Here is a 22,719-nt window from a genome sequence, read left to right as displayed (position 1 = left end):
AGTTACGAAAGGAAGACCGTACAATGAAAGAAATCCGAACCGAAGACGCAGTAGGCCACATCCTCTGCCACGACATTACCCAGATTATCAAAGATAAGAAAAAAGGCGTCCTCTTCTCCAAAGGCCACATTGTAAAAGAAGAAGACATCCCCCTCCTCCTCTCCGTCGGCAAAGAGCACCTCTTTGTCTGGGAAAAGAAAGAAGGCATTCTTCATGAAAACGAAGGCGCTGACATCCTCTACAAAATCTGTGCCGGCCCCTCCATGCACGGAACTGATGTAAAAGAAGGCAAAATCGAGCTGGTAGCCGACACCGACGGCGTTCTGAAAATCCGCCGTGACGCCCTTCTGGCAGTCAACTCCCTCGGCGAGATGATGATCGCTTCCCGCCACGGTGATTTCCCTGTAAAAAAAGGCGACAAGCTGGCCGGAACCCGCATCATCCCCCTTGTGATCGAAAAAGAAAAAATGGACAAAGCCGTAGAAGCCGCAGGCCCGGACCCCATTTTTTCCATTCTTCCCTATCAGTTTAAAAAGGTAGGAATCGTCACCACCGGAAGCGAAGTCAAAAAAGGCTTGATCCAGGACACCTTTACCCCTGTGCTGAAAGACAAGCTGGCAGAATATCCGACCGAAGTTATCGGCCAGACCACCCCGGGAGATGACAAAGCCCAGATTACAGCCGACATTCTGGCCTTTATAGACCAGGGCGCAGACATGGTAATCTGCAGCGGCGGCATGAGCGTTGACCCGGACGACCGCACCCCAGGAGGAATCCGCGACACCGGAGCCAGAGTGGTAACCTACGGTGCCCCGGTGCTTCCAGGCGCCATGCTTCTGATTGCTTACTACGAAAAAGACGGCAAACGCATTCCCATCCTTGGCCTGCCAGGATGCGTCATGTATGCGAAACGAACCGTATTTGATCTTGTTCTGCCAAGAATCATGGCAGACGATGAAATTTTCGCCGAAGAAGTGGCAGCCTATGGCGAAGGCGGCCTTTGCCTGAACTGTAAAGTCTGTACCTTCCCCAACTGCGGATTTGGAAAATAAAGAAAACACAAAAGGAGACCTATGGGCGAATTCCGAACTGTAACCTACGAAGTTCACAACCCCAAAATAAAACAAAACCAGAGCGTGCGTTTCGCCGTCCTTGCGGATGTTCACGGCAGCGAATTTGGAACAGACAACTGCGACCTGCAGGCAAAAATCCGGGAAAACCTGCCGGATGCCATTCTTGTAGCTGGAGACATGGTTGTGCGAAAAGATGTATCCACCCTGGAAAACGCCCGGAAGCTTCTTATTTCCCTGGCAAAGGATTTTCCTGTTTTCTATGGTCTGGGAAATCACGAATCCAAAATGAAAATAGAGGGCTATCCCTGCCAGAGCGAATATCTGGAATACGAACAGTCCCTGAGGAAAGCTGGCGTCCATATCCTGACAAATGAGAAATACGAATTCCAGGCAAAAGGCACCTCCCTTGTTATAAACGGCCTGGAACTTCCTTTAGAATATTATCACAAGCCAACCTCCCCAAAGCTTACAGACCAGGCAATGGAACAGCTTATGGGAAAACCGGAGCCGGACGCGGTAAACATTCTCCTCGCCCACAGTCCCAAATACGGCAGAACCTATTTTAACTGGGGCGCAGACCTGATCCTGTCCGGCCACTACCACGGCGGCGTGCTGCGTTTTTCCAGGCACATAGGCACCATCAGTCCCCAGCTCATGCCTTTTCCCAGGTACTGCTGCGGGGATTTTTACCAGGACGGGCAGTGCATGATCGTAAGCGCCGGGCTTGGGGAACACACCATGCCCCTTCGGATCCACAACCCCAGAGAACTGATTTTTATAGAAATGAAATCTTAAGGGAAGAAAGGAAAGCTCATGGCAATCTCCGTAAAACTAAATGTTTTTGAAGGACCGCTTGACCTGCTCCTTCACCTGATCGATAAAAATAAAATTGACATTTACGACATCCCCATTGTGGAGATCACAGACCAGTACATGGAATACATTCACGCCATGGAAAAAGAAGACTTAGGCGTGATGAGCGAGTTTATGGTTATGGCGGCCACTCTTCTTGACATCAAATGCCGGATGCTTCTTCCAAAAGAAGTAAACGAGGAAGGGGAGGAGGAAGACCCAAGAGCCGAGCTTGTCCAGAAGCTTCTGGAATATAAGATGTACAAATACATGTCTTACGAGCTGAAGGACAAAATGGACGATGCCAGCGGAGTCTATTACCGTGCTCCCGACGTGCCGGAGGAAGTGCTTCAGTACCGGGAGCCTGTGGATCCATCTGAACTGCTGGCTGGGCTGACCCTGGAAAAGCTCCACGCCATTTACCAGTCCATCATCCGCAGGCAGGAAGACAAGGTGGACCCCATCCGAAGCCGTTTCGGCAGGATTGAAAAAGAAGAAGTCAGTCTTTCAGATAAAATGCTTGAGATGAAAGAATTTGCAAAGACCCACAGAAAGTTCAGCTTTAAGGACCTTTTGAAAAAGCAGTGCTCCAAGGTGCAGGTGATCGTCACCTTCCTTTCCGTGCTGGAGCTGATCAAAATGGGACACATCCATGTGGTGCAGGAGGAGATTTTTGACGACATCCAGATCGATGTTGTGACTGATCCTGAAACCTGGAAAAATCTCACGGAATTTGCAGAGGAAGGATAATATATGGAAATCAGACAATTAGAAGGAGCCATTGAGGCCATTCTGTTTACAATGGGAGAGGCGGTGGAGCTTTGCCAGATCGCGAAAGCCATCCAGCAGGACAAGGCCACCACAGAGAAGCTGATCCACAATCTCATGGACAAATACCAGGATGAGGGCAGGGGAATCCACATTATCGAGCTGGAAAATTCCTATCAGCTTTGCACCAAGCGGGACTATTACGGCTGCCTGATCCGCATCGCCATGCAGCCCCAGAAGCCGGCACTTACCGACGTTATGCTGGAGACTTTGTCCATCATTGCCTACAAGCAGCCGGTGACCAAGGCAGAGATCGAGAAGATCCGAGGGGTAAAAAGCGACCACGCAGTGAACAAGCTGGTGGAATATAATTTGGTCAAAGAGCTTGGAAGACTGGATGCACCGGGACGCCCCATCCTTTTTGGAACCACCGAGGAATTTCTTCGAACCTTCGGCGTGCAGGGCCTGGAAGAGCTTCCTTCTGTGGACCCGGTGAAAATGGCAGACTTCAAGGCGGAGGCAGAAGAAGAGATACAGCTGAAGCTGGACGTATAAAAGGCTGCCAGCGGTATAAGCTAAGTGATGCAGGATGGAACATATGAGCCGCAGCTTTTGCGGCATAAGACAGGAGAGGATAAAAATGCCAACAACATACGCACATGATCTGTTTGGACAGAAAGTATACAGGCAGATGCCGGAAGAAGTAAAAAAAGTCATCAGGGAAAATGGGGAGCTGTACCGCATCGGACTGCACGGCCCGGACATCTTCTTTTATTATTTTATTTTCAAAAATCATGTCAGCGGCGTTGGATACCGGATGCATAAGGAAAAAGCCAGAGCCTTTTTCATCCAGGGAATGAGTCAGGTGCGTGAGACCAAGGATCAGGCCCTGCTTGCCTATCTTCTTGGTTTTGGCTGCCATTATCTTCTGGATTCCGCCTGCCATCCTTTTGTAAACGAGATGCACGACAAGGGGCGGATTTCCCACAGTCTTCTGGAAATCGAGTTTGACCGCTTGCTTATGGAAGAAACAGGGAAAGACCCTTATACCTATTATCCTTCCGTATGCATCGCGGCAAAGGAGCGAAATGCAAAAGAAATCCACAAGGTCTTTCCCCTTGTAAAAACAGGGGATATTCTTCTGAGCCTGAAGCTTATGAAATGGATTACCAACCAGCTGGTATGCGATGACGGCGGCGCAAGACGTGCCCGTCTGGCCAGAATTTCCAGTCTGGGGGGCCATAAAGCCCAGTCAGCCCTGATCGACCACTACATGATGGTCCATCCGGCAGGGGGCAGCAAGGAGCTTGTAGAGGAACTGAACCGGCTGTTTGAAGAGAAAGTGAAAAAGGCGCCTGGGGAACTGCTTGAGCTATATCAGCTTTCCAAGGAGGATCATCCGTTATCAGATCGGTGGAATTTAACTTATAACGGGTGATAATATCTTTTCAGGGGGCGGACATTCTTCGAAATCTCCGCCCCTGAGTCATATCCCGGACATGTCTGCGTAAAATGAATATATGGAAGATTAGAGCGTGTTTGAATATGAGGGGATGTGGAATATGAAGAAAAAAGGAAAAAGATTTCTTTGCAGACTTCTTATCCTGATCACCGGGACGGTATCTGTAGGGCAGGCATCCGCAAGCGCCGGAGCGTCAGACCTTCAGGGAGTGAGCACCGTGGTACAGATGATCCCGGCAGCGGTGGACATGAACGAAACAGATAGCCCCGGAAGCCTGTATGCCCTTTCGGCTGTTCTCATGGACGGAGATTCCGGCAGAGTGCTTTACGAAAAAGAGGGTTACACAGCCAGGCCGAACGCCAGCACCACAAAGGTGATGACCTGCATCCTGGCCCTGGAAAACGGAAAAGGCGACGACTACGTAATGGTTTCCAAAAATGCCGCCGCCCAACCCGAGGTAAAGCTTGGCTTAAAAGAAGGGGAGCAGTATTACCTGGAAGACCTTCTCTATTCCCTGATGCTGAAAAGCCACAACGACACTGCCGTGGCCATTGCCGAGCACATCGGCGGCTCTGTGGAAGGCTTTGCCCACATGATGAACGAAAAAGCAAAGGAAATCGGCTGCACCAGCACCCATTTTGTCACTTCAAACGGCCTGGACGGTGCAGATGCAGGAGGTGTTCATGAGACCACAGCCCGGGACCTTGCCCTGATCATGAGTTACGCCATCAAAAACAAAACCTTTCTTCACATTACCCAGACAAGAGATTATTCTTTTTACGACCTTTCCGGGAACCGGCAGTTTTCCGTGCACAATGCAAACGCCTTTCTGGACATGACCCCGGACGCCATTTCCGGGAAAACCGGATTCACAGGAAATGCAGGCTACTGTTATGTGGGCGCCTGCAAAAATGAGGGCAGAACCTTTATTATCGCTCTTCTTGGCTGCGGATGGCCCAACAACAAAAGCTACAAATGGAAGGACACCATGAAGCTTCTGGAATATGGAAAGGAAAACTTCCATAAAGAAGTGTACTGGCAGGAGCCTGCCATTCCCGAAATCCAGGTGAAGGACGGCGTTTCGGAAAACAGTACCGTTTCCGATGAGAGCCCGGCACAGTCCGAGCAAAACCTGTCAGCCGGCTTAGGGAAAGCTGCATTTATAAAAGGCGTCATCCAGGCAGAAGACTCCGACAAAAAGAAAGAGGTCCTTTTAAAGGACAGTGAAAAAGTCACCTGCAATGTCCGTCTCCAGAAGTCACTTGCTGCCCCTGTGAAAAAAGGGCAGAAGATTGGCCAGGTCACCTTTTCCATCGGAGAACTGGTGCTGGATGACTATTTTGTAACCGCAGACCGCAATATCGTCAAAATTACCTATTTGTGGTGCGTAAATAAAGTATTTCATGACTTTTTCCACTAAAAAGCCTGATGAAATATGTATGATATATCAAAAAATCCCCCGAATTTCGAGGGATTTTTTTGCATAAAAACACGGAAAACTATTGAAAAATTATGTGAAAAAATGTACAATTAGAATCGGCAGATTTTTTGGTTATACTTTTAAATTTTTATAAAATGGAGGGCAAGAAAGAATGAGTAACACAACACAAAGCTTAGCGGGCACAAGAATCACTTCTTTGCTGGACGCGAACAGTTTTGTTGAAATCGGCCAAAGTGTAACAGCCAGAAATACAGATTTCAACATGACTGAAAAAAAAGCACCTTCAGACGGTGTTATTACCGGATATGGTGTGATTGATGGAAATCTGGTGTATGTGTACAGCCAGGATGTTTCCGTACTGAACGGAACAGTAGGCGAAATGCATGCCAAGAAGATTACCAGACTTTATGATATGGCTATGAAGACCGGTGCTCCGGTGATCGGCCTGATCGACTGTGCAGGTCTGCGTCTCCAGGAGGCAACTGATGCGCTGGAAGCATTCGGTGAGATCTATATGAAACAGACTCTGGCTTCCGGACTGATCCCACAGATCACAGGTATCTTCGGCACCTGCGGTGGTGGTATGGCACTTGTACCGGCACTGACAGACTTTACCTTTGTTGAAGAGAAGAAAGGTAAACTGTTCGTAAATACCCCGAATGCCCTTGCCGGCAACAATATCTCCAAATGTGATACATCTGCTGCCAAATTCCAGAGCGAAGAGACAGGTCTTGTAGACGGAATCGGCACAGAGGATGAAATCCTTGGAAAGATCCGTGAACTCGTAACATATCTGCCATCTAACTGCGAAGACACTGATTCCTACATGGAGTGCACAGACGACTTAAACCGCGTATGCGAGGACATTGAGAACTGCACAGGCGACACAGCCATTGCACTTTCCAGAATCGCAGACAACGGACAGTTCTTCGAAGTAAAAGCAGACTATGGCAAGAACGTTGCGGTTGGATTCATCAGACTGAACGGAGCTACCGTTGGTGCTGTTGCAAACAGAAGCGAGAGCTATGACGCTGAGGGCAACAAGGCATGGGAGTCTGACGGAAGACTTTCTGCACGCGGCGCAAGAAAAGCAGCAGAATTCGTGAAATTCTGTGACGCTTTCGAGATCCCGGTACTTACTCTTACCAATGTAGAAGGCTTCGAGGCTACTGTATGCAGCGAGAAGATGATGGCGAAATCTGTAGGACAGCTGGTTCATGCATTTGCAGACGCGACTGTTCCGAAGGTAAACGTGATCATCGGCAAAGCATTCGGAACTGCTTACACAGCTATGAACAGCAAGGCAATCGGCGCAGACATGGTATACGCATGGGAGAACGCAGAGATCGGTATGATGGATGCAGACCTTGCAGCGAAGATCATGTATGCAGGCGATGACGCAGCCGCTCTTAATGAGAAGGCAGGAGAGTACAGAGAGCTTCAGAACTCCGTTTCCTCCGCAGCAGCAAGAGGATATGTTGACACCATTATCAGCCCGGCTGATACAAGAAAATATGTGATCGGAGCATTTGAAATGCTGTTCACAAAAAGGGAAGAACGTCCGTCCAAGAAACACGGCACGGTCTAAGCGAGGTGGAGCATATGAAACAGATTTTTAAGAAAGTATCCTCCCTTTGCACAGTACTCCTTATGATGGCAGTTCTCACTCTTACAGGCGCATCAGCAGTATGGGCAGAAGAGGTGGACGACACTGTAAAGCAGACACTGATCACTACTGCTGAGGGACTTACGGATACCATCGTTACTCTTGGCGATGAGGACATTGAGAACTATTCCAAGTCTTCCGATGCATTTACAACATCTGCAATGTCTGCATGGGCTGGCTCCAAGGCAGAGCTTGGCGCCCTGAAGGAAAGAAGCGGTGAAGTGGAAGTAAAGGCTTCTGATGACGGATATACCGTTACTGTTCCGGCTTCCTTTGAAAAGGCAGATGCAAACTTTGTTTATGTATTTGATGGCTCTACAGGAGCACCTACCTCTCTTACTGTAGATGTTCAGTATTCCATGGCTGAGACCTTAAGAAGAGCTGTTATGAATACCATCATGGGTATTGCAATTGTATTCATCGTTCTTATTTTCCTGAGCTTCCTTATCTACCTGTTCCGATTCATTCCGAATCCGGAGGCAAAGAAAAAGGCTCAGGCTGCAGCAGCACCTGCACCTGCTCCGGTGGCAGCACCAGTAGTAGAGGAGCCGGCAGATGATACAGAACTGATCGCGGTTATCGCAGCAGCTATTGCAGCAGCTGAGGGAACCACCACTGATGGATTCGTAGTTCGTTCCATCCGCAAAATCAATCGTAAAAAAAGATAAGTACAGGAGGATCCTAAAATGAAAAGTTATACAATTACCGTTAACGGAACAGCATATGAAGTAACTGTTGAAGAGACAGGAAGCGTATCCGCACCAGCAGCTGCAGCACCGGCAGCAGCTCCTAAGGCAGCACCGGCACCAAAGGCAGCTCCGAAAGCAGCAGCCGGAGCAGGCTCTGTTAAAGTTGCAGCTTCTGTACCTGGAAAAGTTCTGAAAATCGCAGCAACTGTTGGACAGGCTGTAAAAGCCGGAGACAACATTGTAATCCTGGAATCCATGAAGATGGAGATTCCGGTAGTAGCTCCTCAGGACGGAACCGTTGCAAGCATTGATGTTGCAGAAGGTGCCTCTGTAGAAAATGGAGATACCCTGGCAACAATGAACTAAGTCGGGAGGTAATAAGATGTCTTATGTAGCAGACACTCTGTCCAACCTGATCCATCAGACTGCGTTCTTTAACCTGACATGGGGTAACTATCTGATGATCGTGGTTGCTTGTGTATTTTTATATCTTGCCATTGCAAAGGGATTTGAGCCGCTTCTTCTTGTTCCTATTGCATTTGGTATGCTCCTTGTTAATATTTATCCGGACATTATGGCTAATCCGGAAGACATGTCCAACGGTGTTGGTGGTCTTCTTCATTATTTCTATATCCTTGATGAGTGGAGTATTCTTCCATCCCTTATCTTCATGGGTGTAGGTGCGATGACAGACTTCGGTCCTCTGATCGCGAACCCGAAGAGCTTCCTGATGGGTGCTGCAGCACAGCTTGGTATCTACATGGCTTACTTCCTTGCAATCTTCCTTGGATTCAATGGTAAGGCAGCAGCAGCAATCTCCATCATCGGTGGTGCTGACGGCCCGACCTCCATTTTCCTTGCAGGTAAGCTTGGACAGACAGCTCTTATGGGACCGATCGCTGTAGCGGCATATTCCTATATGTCACTGGTTCCGATCATTCAGCCTCCGATCATGAAACTGTTTACAACTGAGAAAGAGCGTAAGATCAAAATGGAGCAGCTTCGTCCTGTATCCAAGCTTGAGAAGATCCTTTTCCCAATTGTAATCACAATCGTTGTCTGCATGATTCTTCCTACAACTGCTCCTCTGGTTGGTATGCTTATGCTTGGTAACCTGTTCAGAGAGTGCGGCGTTGTTAAACAGCTTACAGAGACAGCTTCCAATGCACTTATGTACATCGTAGTTATCCTTCTTGGAACATCTGTCGGTGCATCCACAAGTGCTGAGGCATTCCTTAATGTTGCTACTCTGAAAATCGTTGTATTAGGTCTTGTGGCATTTGCATGCGGTACCTTCGGAGGCGTTATGCTTGGAAAGCTTATGTGCAAGCTTACAGGCGGCAAGATCAACCCGCTTATCGGTTCTGCTGGTGTATCTGCAGTACCTATGGCAGCCCGTGTTTCCCAGAAGGTTGGTGCTGAGGCTGATCCTACCAACTTCCTTCTGATGCATGCAATGGGACCAAATGTTGCCGGTGTTATCGGTACTGCTGTTGCGGCCGGAGCATTCATGGCAATTTACGGAATCTGACAATGCCAGGTTTTCAAAGCCGAAAAGCGGCGGAACGATCCGCAGGCATTGGTTCGTGTCAAAAGAATTTTTGACACGAACTTCATTATAAAAATATAAGGAGAACAATTATGGCAGAAATTGAAAAAAAACCTGTTAAAATTGTGGAAACCATTCTGCGTGATGCACATCAGTCCCTGATTGCAACCCGTATGACAACAGAGCAGATGCTTCCAATCGTTGATAAACTTGATAAAGTAGGCTACCATGCAGTAGAGTGCTGGGGCGGTGCTACTTTCGATGCGAGCCTTCGTTTCCTTCATGAGGATCCGTGGGAAAGACTTCGTAAATTACGTGACGGATTCAAGAACACCAAGCTGCAGATGCTTTTCCGTGGTCAGAACATTCTTGGATATCGTCCATATGCAGATGACGTTGTTGAGTACTTTGTACAGAAATCTCTGGCAAATGGTATTGATATCATCCGTATCTTTGACTGTATGAATGACCTTCGTAACCTTCAGACTGCTGTACATGCCGCAAACAAGGAGCATGGTCATGCACAGGTTGCGCTTTCCTATACACTTGGTGATGCTTACACTCTGGAATACTGGACAAGCATTGCAAAACGTATCGAGGAAATGGGAGCAGATTCCATCTGTATCAAGGATATGGCCGGACTTCTTCTTCCATATAAAGCAACAGAGCTTGTTACTGCACTGAAGGAGACTGTTAAGATCCCGATCGATCTTCATACACATTACACCTCAGGTGTAGCTTCCATGACTTACTTAAAGGCTGTTGAAGCTGGCGTTGATATTATCGATACCGCAATGTCTCCATTTGCACTTGGTACTTCCCAGCCTGCAACAGAGGTTATGGTTGAGACCTTCAAGGGAACACCATATGATACAGGCTTTGATCAGCAGCTTCTTGCTGAGATCGCAGATTACTTCCGTCCAATGCGTGACGAGGCTCTTGAGAGCGGTCTTCTTAATCCGAAGAACCTTGGTGTAAACATCAAGACTCTTCTGTATCAGGTACCGGGCGGTATGTTATCCAACCTTACCTCTCAGCTGAAGGAGCAGCATGCAGAAGACAAATTCTATGATGTTCTTGAAGAAGTTCCGCGTGTTCGTAAAGACCTTGGCGAGCCGCCGCTTGTTACTCCGTCTTCCCAGATCGTTGGTACACAGGCTGTATTCAATGTTCTTATGGGCGAGAGATACAAAATGGTTACCAAAGAGACAAAGGATGTTCTCAGCGGAAAATACGGCGCAACAGCAAAACCATTCAATCCGGAAGTACAGAAAAAGTGCATCGGCGATGTAAAACCGATTACATGCCGTCCAGCAGACCTTCTGGACAACGAGCTGGATAAGCTTGAGGGTGAGATGGCACAGTACAAGGAGCAGGATGAGGACGTTCTGTCCTATGCACTGTTCCCGCAGGTTGCTACTGATTTCTTCAAGTATCGTCAGGCTCAGCAGACAAAGGTTGATGAGACTGCTGCTGATACTAAGAACGGAGCATATCCGGTTTAATCAGTGATGAATAATTTACCGAAGGGGCAGCCGTTATGGCTGTACCTGCGGTAACAATGACGAAAGACACGTGCAGAAAATATTTGCACGTGTCTTTTTAAAAAAGAAATGTGAAAGGTTTTATATGAGTAAAATACTGATCGTAGGCGGCGGGGCTGCCGGAATGATGGCAGGCGTTTTCCTGGCAAGAGCAGACCATGAAGTCCACATCCTGGAAAAAAATGAGAAGCTTGGAAAGAAAGTGTATATTACAGGAAAGGGACGCTGTAATGTTACAAATAACTGTGACACGGAAGAATTGTTCAAGGCAGTGATGTCCAACCCCAAATTTCTGTACAGCGCCTTCTATTCCTTTACACCCCAGGACGTCATGGAGTTTTTTGAGGAAGCAGGCGTACCTCTGAAAACAGAAAGAGGCAATCGTGTATTCCCTGTATCCGACCGTTCTTCTGATATTATCCGCGGCCTGGAGCGGGAACTGAAGAAGGCAGGCGTGCACATTCACCTTCGCACAGAAGTGAAAACTGTAAGTGCTGACCCTTATGAGGAACCCGATGTGGATGAGAAAAAGGCACACCACAGCAGAGTCACAGGCGTGCAGTTATCTGACGGAAACTTCCTGGAGGGGGACTGCGTTCTGGTTGCTACCGGAGGGCTTTCCTATCAGGCGACCGGTTCCACAGGAGACGGCTACCGCTTTGCCCAGGAGACAGGCCATAAGGTGACAGAGCTTTCCCCGTCCCTGGTTCCCCTTAAAACAAAAGAAGACTACATTCCCAGACTCCAGGGTCTTTCCCTGAAGAACACAGAGCTGACCATCAAATCCGGGAAGAAAGTTCTTTTCCAGGATTTCGGCGAGATGATGTTCACTCACTTTGGCGTGACTGGTCCCATGATCTTATCTGCAAGTGCCCACATTGGCAAACAGCTGCAGAAATCCGGCGAGCTTAATGCTTATCTGGACTTAAAGCCGGCCCTTACCATGGAGCAGCTGGACGCCAGGATCTTAAGGGAGTTTGAGGCAGGACAGAATAAGCAGTTTAAGAATGTGATTGGGGTACTTTTCCCATCTTCTCTGACGCCGGTTATGCTGGAGCTTGGAGGAATTTCGCCGGAAAAGAAGATCCATGACATTTCCAGGGAAGAGAGGATCCACTTTGAAGAACTGGTGAAGGCGTTCCCATTTACCATCAATGGAATGGGAGAGTACAAGGAAGCGGTTATCACTAGAGGAGGTGTTTCCGTGAAGGAGGTACAGCCGGGCACCATGGAGTCCAGGAAAGTGAAGAACCTTTACTTCATTGGAGAGGTGCTGGATCTGGACGCGGTAACAGGCGGCTATAACCTTCAGATTGCATGGTCCACCGCATATCTGGCTGCCATGGCGTTGAAAAATGCCTGAAAATGTGGTATTATCAAATAAGGAATGTTAGGGTCAAAATTGACCCTAACCTGATATCTGCGAATTGCTCTGCTGCGAGGCAGCTCCCGCAATTCTGCGGGGCCCAAGTTCAAAAGCTTTATCGTGCAAGCACGAACAGCTTTTTGACCTTTTGCCCCTGATATCAGATACAAAATGTACCAGGAGGTAACACAATAATGGGATGCAATATCGCCATTGACGGACCGGCAGGAGCCGGCAAGAGCACCATTGCCAAAAGAGTGGCAAAGGAGCTTTCATTTATCTATGTAGATACAGGTGCCATGTACCGTGCAGTTGCACTTTATCTGCAGAAGAAAGGAATCGACGGAACGGATTCCCAGGCAGTTGCAGATCACTGTCAGGAAGCAGAGGTTTCTATCCGCTATGAAGATGGAGAACAGCTGGTGATCCTGAACGGGGAGAATGTTAATGCCTGTATCCGCACGGAAGAAGTGGGAAATATGGCGTCCAAGACCTCTGCCAACCCGGCAGTCCGCGCACATCTTCTCAACCTGCAGAGAAATCTTGCAGAGAAGAACAATGTGGTAATGGACGGCCGCGATATCGGAACCATTGTTCTGCCCGATGCCCAGGTGAAGATTTTCCTCACTGCAAGCGTAGAGACCAGAGCGAACAGACGCTATGAGGAATACCTTGCCAAGGGTGAGAAAGCAGATCTGGAAGATATTAAGAAGGATATCGAGATCCGCGACCATCAGGACATGACAAGAGAGATTTCCCCTCTTCGCCAGGCTGAGGATGCAGTGCTTGTGGATTCCTCCAATATGAACATTGAGGAAGTGGTAGCCGCAATTCTTGGAATTTACAGAGATAAGGTGGAATAAATCATGGAAGTAAAGGTTGCGAAAACAGCAGGCTTTTGCTTTGGTGTGCAGCGCGCGGTAGACAAGGTCTACGAGCTGATCGGCAGCCATCCGGACAAGCTGTTTACTCTTGGCCCCATTATTCACAATGAGGAAGTGGTGAACGACCTGGAGAAAAAAGGCGTCCGGGTTGCCTCTGAGGAGGATCTGAAGACGCTCCCGGAAGGCAGCACCATAGTGATCCGTTCCCACGGCGTTGGAAAGGAAGTGTACGACCGTCTGGAAGAATACGGACTTTCCTATGTGGATGTGACCTGTCCCTTTGTGCTGAAGATCCACAGGATCGTGGAGAAAGAGAGCAGGGCAGGTTCCCATGTGGTGATCATCGGCGATCCGGATCACCCGGAGGTTGTAGGAATCTGCGGCTGGTGCATGGGTCCCTGCACCGTCATAAAAACGGAACAGGATGCGCTGGATTTTGTGCCTCCGCCGGGTAAAAACATATGTATTGTGTCGCAGACAACATTTAATTACAATAAATTTAAAGATTTAGTTGAAATTCTCCGCAAAAAGAGGTATGATAATACTGTTTTAAATATTCTTAATATTTTAAACACTATTTGTAATGCTACCGAAGAACGGCAGAGAGAAGCAAAGAGCATAGCCGGAGAGGTAGACACTATGTTGGTCGTAGGCGGCAGACATAGTTCCAATACTCAAAAGCTGTTTGAAATATGTAAAAAGGAATGTGAAAATACTTACTATATACAAACACCTGTAGACTTGGATTCAGATATGTTCCAATGCAGTAGTTATGTAGGTATTACAGCAGGGGCTTCAACCCCAAAGAAAATTATTGAGGAGGTTCAAGAACATGTCAGAATTAAGTTTTGAACAGATGCTGGAAGATTCCGTAAAAACAATCAGAAATGGAGAAATCGTACAGGGAAAGGTCATCGATGTAAAAGAAGATGAAATTATCCTGAACATTGGCTATAAGGCTGATGGTATTATCACCAAGAGTGAATATAGCAATGATCCTTCCATAGTACTTACCGACGCTGTACATGTAGGTGACTCCATGGAAGCCAAAGTGCTTAAGGTAAACGATGGCGAAGGCCAGGTTATCTTAACCTACAAGAGACTTGCTGCAGAGAAAGGCAACAAACGTCTTGAGGAAGCATTCGAGAACCAGGAAGTATTAACTGCTCCTGTAACTCAGGTACTTGACGGCGGATTATGTGTAAATGTTGAGGAGACTCGTGTATTCATCCCTGCAAGCCTTGTTTCCGATACTTATGAGAAAGACCTCAGCAAATACGCTGATCAGGAGATCGAATTCGTTATCACAGAGTTCAATCCAAGAAGACGCCGCATCATTGGTAACCGCAAACAGCTTCTTGTTGCTGAGAAGGCTAAGAAACAGCAGGAGCTTATGGAGCGCATCCATGTTGGCGATACTGTAGACGGTGTTGTTAAGAATGTTACAGATTTCGGTGCATTCATTGATCTGGGCGGCGCTGACGGACTGCTTCACATCTCTGAGATGTCCTGGGGCAGAGTAGAGAACCCGAAGAAGGTTTTCACAGTTGGTGAGACTGTTAAGGTTATGATCAAAGACATCAAGGGTGAGAAGATTGCTCTTACAATGAAATTCCCGGAGGAGAATCCATGGCTTACAGCAGCCGAGGATTTCGCAGTTGGAAATGTAGTAACAGGTAAAGTTGCTCGTATGACAGACTTCGGTGCATTCGTAGAGCTTGCTCCTGGAGTAGATGCACTTCTTCATGTATCTCAGATTTCCAGAGAGCACGTTGCAAAACCATCTGATGTACTTTCCATCGGACAGGAGATCCAGGCTAAGGTTGTTGACTTCAATGGTGAAGACAAGAAGATCAGCCTGAGCATGAAGGCTCTTGAGGCTCCGGCAGAGGACGCACCTGTAGAGGAATAATGTAAAGAATTACCGCCATTCACAGGTTATTGTGAATGGCGGTTGCTTTTCGTATTAGAATGAGAACTGGTAAGTTTGGCTTATCAGAAATTTAAGGAGGCATTTTCCACGATGGAAGATGTCTCCTTTTAAATTATGTTATTTCAGCTTCCAGAACAAATATTCCATGGTATGTACCAGATATTGTCTCTGCTTTTCTGAATTCTGCAGAAACTCTTCCGAGCAGGGGAACCAGGTATAGCAGGTGTCTCTTGTGGCGGACTGCTTCAACCCTTTTTCCATAAATTTGCTGATGGATTTTGGGACGGCCATGTCTTCGCCGGGGAGATAGTCGTAATGCTTGTAATCACTGTAATACTGGCGAATCCGTCCGTTTACAGGGCAGGTAAGTACGCTCACCAGATTTTCCTGTCCGGTAATGTAGAACTCCTCAGTGCGGTTGGAAAAGGCGGCAGGAAGAGTATAGGGAAGCTTCAGCTGCAGAATCAGGTTTTCCTCGTCGAAATCCGCTCCGTTTGCCTGGAAATCTCCGCTTTTCAGGGAAAGATATCCCATCATCTTAAACACATCTCCAAGACCCAGAAGGTCCTCCATATTATGTCCCATCACAATATCCAGATCTGTCTGTTCCCTGCGTGACATATATTTTTTGTAAATGCGGATGCAGTCACCGCCGTTGCAGTAGACACGCTTGTGTTCTCCAAGAAAGGCTTCCATTTGCTCCTGTTTCAGTCCTGGAAGCTTCAGAAATCCTTTTAAGGGGCGGAGAATCTTATAAAGGTCAATAGAAGGAAGCCCTTCAAATGGATCCGGCAGTTCATGAAACGCAAGCCGTGCCTGAAGATAAGGCTGGTCGAACGCATCGCCATTGTATTGAACGGTGCAGGTGAATTTTTTCAAAAATTCGGAAAAAACCTCCAGAAGCTGCTTTTCTTCCCGAAAATCCGGTGCCAGCCACTGATACAGCTGCCAGCCCTCATTTCCTTCATAGCACACAGCTCCGATCATGTATAAAAAAGAGGAATTTCGTCCTAATCCGGTGGTTTCAATATCGTAAAATAAAGGGGCAAAATCTACCTGATTTTCCCCGTTCCCAGATAAATTTTTAACAGTCTCAAAGTCTGGAAACCCTTGTAAAATCGGCATTTTTTTAACAATCATCCTGCTTATACTCCTTTCATGGATTGTATTCAATTATACACAATTTTTTTCTTTTTAGGTAGTGAATTTTTTTACAAAATGAGGTATAGTAGAATATAGAGAATAGTCAGAATATATAAAATACCAGGGCCAAAAGTTCAAAAAGCTGTAAGGAGCAAGACCTGGCATTAATAAAAAGAAAAGGAGAAACACATGTGGGATTTAGCAATTAATGGAGTAGATTTCTATCACATAGCCAACTGGTTTTACATATACAGTTTTCTTGGCTGGCTGTGGGAAACCTGCTACGTATCTGTAAGGAAAGGCAAGCTGATCAACAGAGGCTTTATTAACGGCCCGTTGTGTACCATCTATGGCTGCGGAGCACTTGCCGTTTATCTGATCCTTCTTCCGGTAAGCGAAAATCTGCTTCTTTTATTTGTAGGAGGAATTGTAGTCGCCACTGCACTGGAATATGTGACAGCGGTATTGATGGAGAACATTTTCCATACATCCTGGTGGGATTACAGCGATAAGAAATTTAATTTCCAGGGACGTATCTGCCTTGGCTGTTCCCTTGGATGGGGATTGTTTACGGTAGGACTTTTCCGGGTGCTGCATCCGGTTGTATCGGATTTTGTGGAGTTGTATTCCAGGAGAACCGGAGAAATCGCGGTCTGTGTGATTACGGTGGTCTACATTGTGGACTTCGCTTTTTCCGCAGCAGCAGCATTCCACATCCACGAGCGCATTCCTGCATGGGAGCAGGCGCTGGATCAGATGCGAGTGGAGCTGCTTGTGCAGGCCCGTGAGAAGATGGAGAATCTGGAAGAGAGCAGCGGCCTTTCCCGTGAGAAGATCAAGCAGCAGCTTGGTGACAAGCTTGGCCGTCTGGACGATATCGCCCTGATCAAGGAGCTGGAAGAGAAGCGCTCTGTTATGATGACCGATATCTCCGAGGAACTGCAGAAGCGCAAAGAGGCAATGGCAGGAAAAGTCAGCCACAATATGCAGCGTTTCGTAAAGGCATACCCGAACCTGAACCGTGGCTATAAGATCCACAAAAAATACGGTTTCGGCAAAAGAAAAAAAGATGCGGATCAGAAATAACAGAAGCGCATTAGAAGGAATGAAAGATTATAATAAGTTTTTTCAATGCGGAAGTCTTATGGATCATACAGATAACCATAACAGCTTTCTGCCGTCGGGAAAGGCGGAGAGCTGTCCGAATCAGACAAAAGGGAAACAAAGAGTTATAAATCAGACAAATAAATCAGGTTGCTGCGGACAAAAGAGTCAGTGATCAATACTATAAAGGCGGTGAATATTAGTGCGGTTAACTTTTAAAGGCGGCGTACATCCCTTCGAGGGAAAAGAAATGTCAAAGGACTGCCCGGTGGAGAAATATCTCCCCAAGGCTGATCTGGCGTATCCATTGTCCCAGCACATTGGTGCTCCGGCCAAGCCTGTGGTTGCAAAAGGTGACCATGTGCTGGCAGGACAGATGATCGCAGAAGCAGGCGGATTCGTATCTTCCCCTATTCATGCTTCTGTATCCGGAACTGTGAAAGGCATCGAGAAACGGCTCACAGCTACCGGAAGCATGGTGGATTCCATTATTGTGGAAAATGACGGATTATATGAGGAAACAGAGTTTACTCCCGCAGATCCGGCGGGGTTGACCCGTGAGGAAATTATCGGAAGAATCCGCGACGGCGGTGTCGTAGGACTTGGAGGTGCAGGTTTCCCCACACATGTGAAGCTTTCCCCCAAGGAACCGGACAAGATTGAGTACATACTGGTAAACGGTGCAGAATGTGAGCCTTACCTGACAAGCGACTACAGGCGCATGATGGACCAGCCCGAGAAGGTGGTAGAAGGCCTGAAGATCGTAGTAGGTCTTTTCAAAAACGCAAAGGGCTGTATCTGCATTGAGGACAACAAGCCAGACTGTATTGCGAAAATGAAAGAGCTGGTAACGGGCATCCCCAATATCGAAGTCAAGGAACTGATGACCAAGTACCCCCAGGGCGGTGAGCGAACCCTGATCTACGCAGTGACTGGAAGAGAGATCAACTCCTCCATGCTTCCTGCAGATGCAGGCTGTATTGTAGACAACGTGGAGACCATCTGCAGCATATATGATGCGGTAGCCCTTGGCAGACCTATCATGAAGCGTATTTTTACGGTAACCGGAAAAGGCATCAACCGCCCGGCTCATTTTGAAGTCTGTACAGGAACGGATATGGCCGAGCTGATCGACGCGGCAGGCGGTCTGAAGGACCACGCAGGAAAGGTAATCTCCGGCGGTCCTATGATGGGCTTTGCCATGTATGATCTTCATGTACCTTGTGTGAAAACCTCTTCCTCACTTCTGTGTATGCAAAGCGACCCTGTATCAGACGCAAATGCACAGCAGACAGCCTGCATCAACTGCGGACGCTGCGTCAGTGTCTGCCCGGGACACGTAATTCCCGCAAGGCTGGCAACCTTTGCTCAGAGAGGCGATATGGAAAGCTTCCAGAAATTTGATGGAATGGAATGCTGCGAGTGCGGCTGCTGCAGCTACATCTGCCCGGCCAAGCGTCCGCTGACCCAGAGCATCAAATCCATGCGTAAAATGGTGCTGGCAAGCAGGAAAAAGAAATAATAAGGGGGAAGAAACTCATGGAACAAATGCTTAATGTATCATCCAATCCCCATGTCCGGGCAAGGATGACCACTGCGAAGATCATGCAGCTGGTTGCCATCGCGCTTTTGCCTGCAGCCATAGTGGGAATTTATAATTTCGGATTCAAGGCACTGGCTATTCTGGTGGTATCCACCGGCAGTGCAGTGCTTGCAGAGTGGTTATATGATCATTTCATGCACAAACCAAACACCATCGGAGACTTCAGTGCAGTTGTCACAGGTCTTCTGATCGGCATGAACATGCCTGCAGGAATTCCTTTATGGATTCCGGCACTTGGCAGTATTTTTGCAATTATTGTGGTAAAACAGCTGTTCGGCGGTCTTGGCCAAAACTTTATGAACCCGGCCCTTGCTGCCCGCTGTTTCCTTATGATTTCCTTTGCGGGAAAAATGACGGACTTTTCCGTATCTGACAGCTTCAAGGGCGCAGTTGACGGTGTGACAGGGGCAACTCCTTTGGCAGCTCTTCGCGACCATGGTTTTGTGGCAGGCTCCTCTGTTCCCATTAAGAACCTGCTCATTGGAAATATCCAGGGTACCATCGGAGAGACTTCCGTAATCGCCATCCTGATCGGAGCAGCCATCCTGCTTTGCTATAAGGTGATCAGCGCAAGGATTCCTCTTACCTACATCGGCAGCTTTGCCGTATTTGTGATCATTTACATGCTGGCTTCCGGCAAAGGCTTTGACGTAAACTATCTGTTTACCCACCTTTTCGGCGGCGGACTGATGCTGGGCGCATGGTTTATGGCCACTGACTACGTGACAAGCCCCATCACGGTGAAGGGACAATATGTATACGGTGTCTGTCTGGGTGTTCTCACCGGAATCTTCCGTATTTTCGGAGCTTCCGCAGAAGGCGTTTCCTATGCGATTATTTTCTGCAACCTTCTGGTACCTCAGATTGAACGTTTCACACGTCCGGTTGCTTTTGGAAAAGGAGGCGCAAAGAAATGAAAAACAAGATCGTGAAAGATACCCTTGCGCTGACTGTGATCACACTGATTTCCGGCCTGCTTCTTGGTGTTGTCAATGATATTACCGCAGGTCCCATTGCCAGTCAGCAGGCAAAAGAAAAAGAAGAAGCCTACAAGGCGGTATTTGCAGAGGCAGCTTCCTTTGAAGTAGTTACAAGCGGGGAAGATGCAGACCTTGAGAGCTATCTGGATGAGAACGGCTACAAAGCCCAGAGCATTGATGAGGTGATGCTTGCAAAGGATGACGCTGGAAATGAGCTTGGCTATGCCTTTACGGTTACCACTTCCGAGGGTTACGGCGGAGATATCCAGTTTGCTATGGGAATCCAGGATGACGGAACCTTAAATGGAATTTCTATTTTGTCCATCAGTGAGACTGCCGGCCTTGGCATGCGTGCCACCACAGACGATTTCAAGAACCAGTTCAAGGACAAAAACGTAGAGAAATTTACATACACAAAGACTGGCGCCACATCTGATGATGAGATTGACGCTTTAAGCGGTGCGACGATTACCACAAATGCCATGACAAATGGCGTGAATGCCGGACTTGCCGCATTTCGTTATGAGAAAGGGGGCAGTCAGCAATGAAAAAGAATACACCATCTGAACGACTGATTAACGGTATCATCAAAGAAAATCCTACCTTTGTGCTGATGCTTGGTATGTGTCCTACACTGGCTATTACCACATCTGCCATCAACGGTATTGGAATGGGACTTACTACAACGGTAATTCTGGCTGCATCCAACCTGATGATCTCTCTGCTCCGCAATTTTATTCCGGACAGCGTGCGTATGCCAGCCTACATTGTGGTAGTTGCGTCCTTTGTAACAATTGTACAGATGCTTCTGCAGGGCTTTATTCCTTTCCTGTATTCTTCCCTTGGAATCTATATTCCGCTGATCGTTGTAAACTGTATCATCCTGGGAAGAGCAGAGGCCTATGCTTCCAAGAACAAACCAATCCCGTCCCTGTTTGACGGCATTGGAATGGGACTTGGCTTTACCTTAAGCATCACCTGCATCGGTGCAGTACGTGAGCTGATCGGTGCCGGAACTATTTTTGGCAAACAGATCCTTCCGCTTGCAGATGCTGCAGCTGGCAAAATGGGCTATGAGCCTGTAACCATTTTCATTCTTGCACCTGGCGCATTCTTTGTCCTTGCGTTTTTATCTGCAATCCAGAACAAATTTAAGCTTGGCGCTGCCAAACGGGGCATTGATCCAAGCAATCCGGACTGCAAGGGCGGCTGTGCTTCCTGCGGAAATTCCATGTGCTCAGGAAAAAGGGGGTAGGAGAAGATGAAAGAATTATTACTGATCATTGTAAGCTCTGCGCTTGTCAATAACGTAGTCCTCAGCCAGTTTATGGGGCTTTGTCCGTTCCTTGGTGTTTCCAAAACTACGGATACAGCAGCTGGTATGGGCGGTGCGGTTATTTTCGTAATCACCCTGTCCTCCTTTGTAACCAGTGTGATCTACAAGCTGATCCTGCAGCCTCTGGATCTGACTTATCTGCAGACCATCGTGTTCATTCTGATCATTGCAGCGCTGGTACAGTTTGTGGAAATGTTCCTGAAGAAAAGCATGCCTTCTCTTTACAAGGCACTTGGCGTGTATCTGCCTCTGATCACCACCAACTGTGCAGTTCTTGGCGTGGCCCTTACAAACGTGCAGAAGGACTATAATATCCTGGAGGGTACTGTAAACGGTTTTGCAACTGCTTTCGGTTTCTCCATCTCCATTGTGCTGATGGCAGGAATCCGTGAGAAAATTGCGTACAACGATATCCCGGAGGCATTCCAGGGATTCCCAACTGTACTTCTGACAGCAGGACTGATGGCAATTGCATTCTTCGGATTTTCAGGTTTGATCTAAGGAGGCGTAAGGATGAATATAAGTGCGATTATAGGAGCGACCATTCTGGTTGCGGCAGTAGGACTTTTCATCGGTGTGTTCCTTGGAGTTGCCGGAAAAAAGTTTGCTGTTGAGGTGGATGAGAAGGAAGTTGCCATCAGAGAAGCGCTTCCTGGAAATAACTGCGGCGGATGCGGATATCCGGGCTGTGACGGTCTGGCAGCAGCCATTGCCAAAGGCGAAGCGCCTGTAAACCGCTGTCCGGTAGGCGGCGAGCCGGTTGGAAAAATCATTGCAGGAATTATGGGCCAGGAGGCAGTGGAGACTGCCCGTCAGGTTGCCCATGTGAAATGTTCCGGAACCTGTGAGAAGGCAAAGGAAGAGTATATTTACACAGGTGTGGAAGACTGCGAAATGCTTCCCTTCGTGCCAAACGGCGGTGCGAAGGCCTGTACGTATGGATGCTGCGGCTTCGGAAGCTGCGTGAAGGTCTGTCCGTTTGGGGCAATCCATATTGTGGACGGCATTGCAGTGGTGGATAAGGAAGCATGTAAAGCCTGCGGCAAGTGCGTGGCAAAATGTCCAAGACACCTGATCGAGCTGATTCCATACTCCCAGAAGGTGGCGGTAGACTGCAGCTCCCACGACAAGGGCAAACAGGTGACAGCAGCCTGCGAGGTTGGCTGTATCGGCTGTAAGAAGTGCGAGAAGACCTGCCCGAACGGTGCGGTTACCGTTGAGAATTTCTGTGCACATATTGACTATGAGAAGTGTACAGGATGCGGAGCTTGTAAGGAAGCTTGCCCGAGAGGAGTTATCCGGGAAGTGTGATTTCCTGGTATTTTG

At 47.8% G+C, this 22,719-nt stretch carries 23 protein-coding genes; 22 read left to right on the top strand and 1 reads right to left on the bottom strand.

From position 1 onward, the window contains the following. The first annotated feature begins 23 nt into the window (after positions 1-23). The 15 genes from DWZ38_RS09195 to rpsA all read left to right on the top strand — a co-directional run bounded on the left by DWZ38_RS09195 (position 24) and on the right by rpsA (position 15,206). Positions 24-1,052 carry a molybdopterin-binding protein gene (locus DWZ38_RS09195; RefSeq protein WP_117851908.1) on the top strand — a complete coding sequence of 343 codons (1,029 nt, stop codon included), beginning with the start codon at positions 24-26 and terminating at the stop codon, positions 1,050-1,052. A gap of 21 nt (positions 1,053-1,073) precedes the next feature. After that, entirely contained in the window at positions 1,074-1,868 is a 795-nt protein-coding gene (locus DWZ38_RS09190; protein WP_021926265.1) for a metallophosphoesterase, read from the top strand. An 18-nt stretch (positions 1,869-1,886) separates the two neighbouring features. Further along, positions 1,887-2,675, top strand: coding sequence for a segregation/condensation protein A (locus DWZ38_RS09185; RefSeq protein WP_021926264.1), 789 nt, complete (start codon positions 1,887-1,889; stop codon positions 2,673-2,675). Positions 2,676-2,678: 3 nt separating this feature from the next. Continuing rightward, positions 2,679-3,248 carry an SMC-Scp complex subunit ScpB gene (gene scpB, locus DWZ38_RS09180; protein ID WP_021926263.1) on the top strand — a complete coding sequence of 190 codons (570 nt, stop codon included), beginning with the start codon at positions 2,679-2,681 and terminating at the stop codon, positions 3,246-3,248. Positions 3,249-3,333: 85 nt separating this feature from the next. Next, entirely contained in the window at positions 3,334-4,131 is a 798-nt protein-coding gene (locus DWZ38_RS09175) for a zinc dependent phospholipase C family protein (protein ID WP_117851904.1), read from the top strand. 124 nt (positions 4,132-4,255) lie between these two features. Continuing rightward, complete coding sequence (locus tag DWZ38_RS09170) at positions 4,256-5,575, top strand: D-alanyl-D-alanine carboxypeptidase family protein (RefSeq protein ID WP_243000215.1); 1,320 nt, start codon at positions 4,256-4,258, stop codon at positions 5,573-5,575. A gap of 172 nt (positions 5,576-5,747) precedes the next feature. Continuing rightward, positions 5,748-7,184 (top strand): carboxyl transferase domain-containing protein, encoded by a 1,437-nt coding sequence (locus DWZ38_RS09165; RefSeq protein WP_117851900.1) that lies wholly within the window; start codon positions 5,748-5,750, stop codon positions 7,182-7,184. 14 nt (positions 7,185-7,198) lie between these two features. Beyond that, positions 7,199-7,930, top strand: coding sequence for an OadG family transporter subunit (locus tag DWZ38_RS09160; RefSeq protein ID WP_117851896.1), 732 nt, complete (start codon positions 7,199-7,201; stop codon positions 7,928-7,930). 18 nt (positions 7,931-7,948) lie between these two features. Next, a complete protein-coding gene (locus tag DWZ38_RS09155; protein ID WP_117851891.1) occupies positions 7,949-8,317 on the top strand; it encodes a biotin/lipoyl-binding carrier protein in 369 nt (122 codons plus the stop codon). Positions 8,318-8,333: 16 nt separating this feature from the next. Further along, positions 8,334-9,482: a sodium ion-translocating decarboxylase subunit beta gene (locus tag DWZ38_RS09150; RefSeq protein WP_117851886.1), complete on the top strand. Its 1,149-nt coding sequence runs from the start codon at positions 8,334-8,336 to the stop codon at positions 9,480-9,482. A gap of 110 nt (positions 9,483-9,592) precedes the next feature. Further along, complete coding sequence (locus tag DWZ38_RS09145; RefSeq protein ID WP_117851882.1) at positions 9,593-11,005, top strand: oxaloacetate decarboxylase subunit alpha; 1,413 nt, start codon at positions 9,593-9,595, stop codon at positions 11,003-11,005. A gap of 124 nt (positions 11,006-11,129) precedes the next feature. Continuing rightward, complete coding sequence (locus tag DWZ38_RS09140) at positions 11,130-12,407, top strand: NAD(P)/FAD-dependent oxidoreductase (RefSeq protein ID WP_117851878.1); 1,278 nt, start codon at positions 11,130-11,132, stop codon at positions 12,405-12,407. 197 nt (positions 12,408-12,604) lie between these two features. After that, entirely contained in the window at positions 12,605-13,273 is a 669-nt protein-coding gene (gene cmk / locus DWZ38_RS09135; protein WP_021924436.1) for a (d)CMP kinase, read from the top strand. A 3-nt stretch (positions 13,274-13,276) separates the two neighbouring features. Continuing rightward, entirely contained in the window at positions 13,277-14,146 is an 870-nt protein-coding gene (ispH, locus tag DWZ38_RS09130; protein WP_117851875.1) for a 4-hydroxy-3-methylbut-2-enyl diphosphate reductase, read from the top strand. Beyond that, positions 14,127-15,206 (top strand): 30S ribosomal protein S1, encoded by a 1,080-nt coding sequence (gene rpsA, locus DWZ38_RS09125; RefSeq protein ID WP_117851872.1) that lies wholly within the window; start codon positions 14,127-14,129, stop codon positions 15,204-15,206. Before ispH ends, rpsA begins: the two co-directional genes overlap by 20 nt. A gap of 138 nt (positions 15,207-15,344) precedes the next feature. Here rpsA and DWZ38_RS09120 read toward each other — a convergent pair whose 3' ends face one another. Next, a complete protein-coding gene (locus DWZ38_RS09120) occupies positions 15,345-16,367 on the bottom strand; it encodes a ribonuclease H-like domain-containing protein (protein ID WP_117851868.1) in 1,023 nt (340 codons plus the stop codon). Between the two features lie 192 nt (positions 16,368-16,559). On the opposite strand from DWZ38_RS09120, the gene DWZ38_RS09115 reads away from it, so the two are divergent. The 7 genes from DWZ38_RS09115 (at position 16,560) to DWZ38_RS09080 (ending at position 22,704) form a co-directional block, all read left to right on the top strand. Further along, entirely contained in the window at positions 16,560-17,456 is an 897-nt protein-coding gene (locus tag DWZ38_RS09115) for a putative ABC transporter permease (RefSeq protein ID WP_021925530.1), read from the top strand. Positions 17,457-17,670: 214 nt separating this feature from the next. Further along, positions 17,671-18,996: an electron transport complex subunit RsxC gene (rsxC, locus tag DWZ38_RS09105; RefSeq protein WP_262579810.1), complete on the top strand. Its 1,326-nt coding sequence runs from the start codon at positions 17,671-17,673 to the stop codon at positions 18,994-18,996. A 17-nt stretch (positions 18,997-19,013) separates the two neighbouring features. Then, complete coding sequence (locus DWZ38_RS09100; RefSeq protein ID WP_021925528.1) at positions 19,014-19,994, top strand: RnfABCDGE type electron transport complex subunit D; 981 nt, start codon at positions 19,014-19,016, stop codon at positions 19,992-19,994. Continuing rightward, on the top strand, positions 19,991-20,605 hold the full coding sequence (locus DWZ38_RS09095; RefSeq protein WP_117851860.1) for an RnfABCDGE type electron transport complex subunit G: 615 nt from the start codon (positions 19,991-19,993) through the stop codon (positions 20,603-20,605). The genes DWZ38_RS09100 and DWZ38_RS09095 overlap by 4 nt, the downstream gene beginning before the upstream one ends. Next, positions 20,602-21,312 carry an electron transport complex subunit E gene (locus DWZ38_RS09090; RefSeq protein ID WP_021925526.1) on the top strand — a complete coding sequence of 237 codons (711 nt, stop codon included), beginning with the start codon at positions 20,602-20,604 and terminating at the stop codon, positions 21,310-21,312. Before DWZ38_RS09095 ends, DWZ38_RS09090 begins: the two co-directional genes overlap by 4 nt. Positions 21,313-21,318: 6 nt before the next feature. Continuing rightward, positions 21,319-21,894 (top strand): electron transport complex subunit RsxA, encoded by a 576-nt coding sequence (gene rsxA / locus DWZ38_RS09085; RefSeq protein ID WP_021925525.1) that lies wholly within the window; start codon positions 21,319-21,321, stop codon positions 21,892-21,894. 12 nt (positions 21,895-21,906) lie between these two features. Continuing rightward, positions 21,907-22,704, top strand: a complete 798-nt coding sequence (locus tag DWZ38_RS09080) for an RnfABCDGE type electron transport complex subunit B (protein ID WP_117851856.1) — start codon at positions 21,907-21,909, stop codon at positions 22,702-22,704. The last annotated feature ends 15 nt before the right edge of the window (positions 22,705-22,719 follow it).

The organism is Ruminococcus sp. AF31-8BH (genome assembly GCF_003460605.1).
GTDB classification, from domain to species: Bacteria; Bacillota; Clostridia; order Lachnospirales; family Lachnospiraceae; genus Blautia_A; species Blautia_A acetigignens.
The sequence above is the reverse complement of the archived record's forward strand: the minus strand, read 5'-3'. Positions and strand labels throughout refer to the sequence as shown.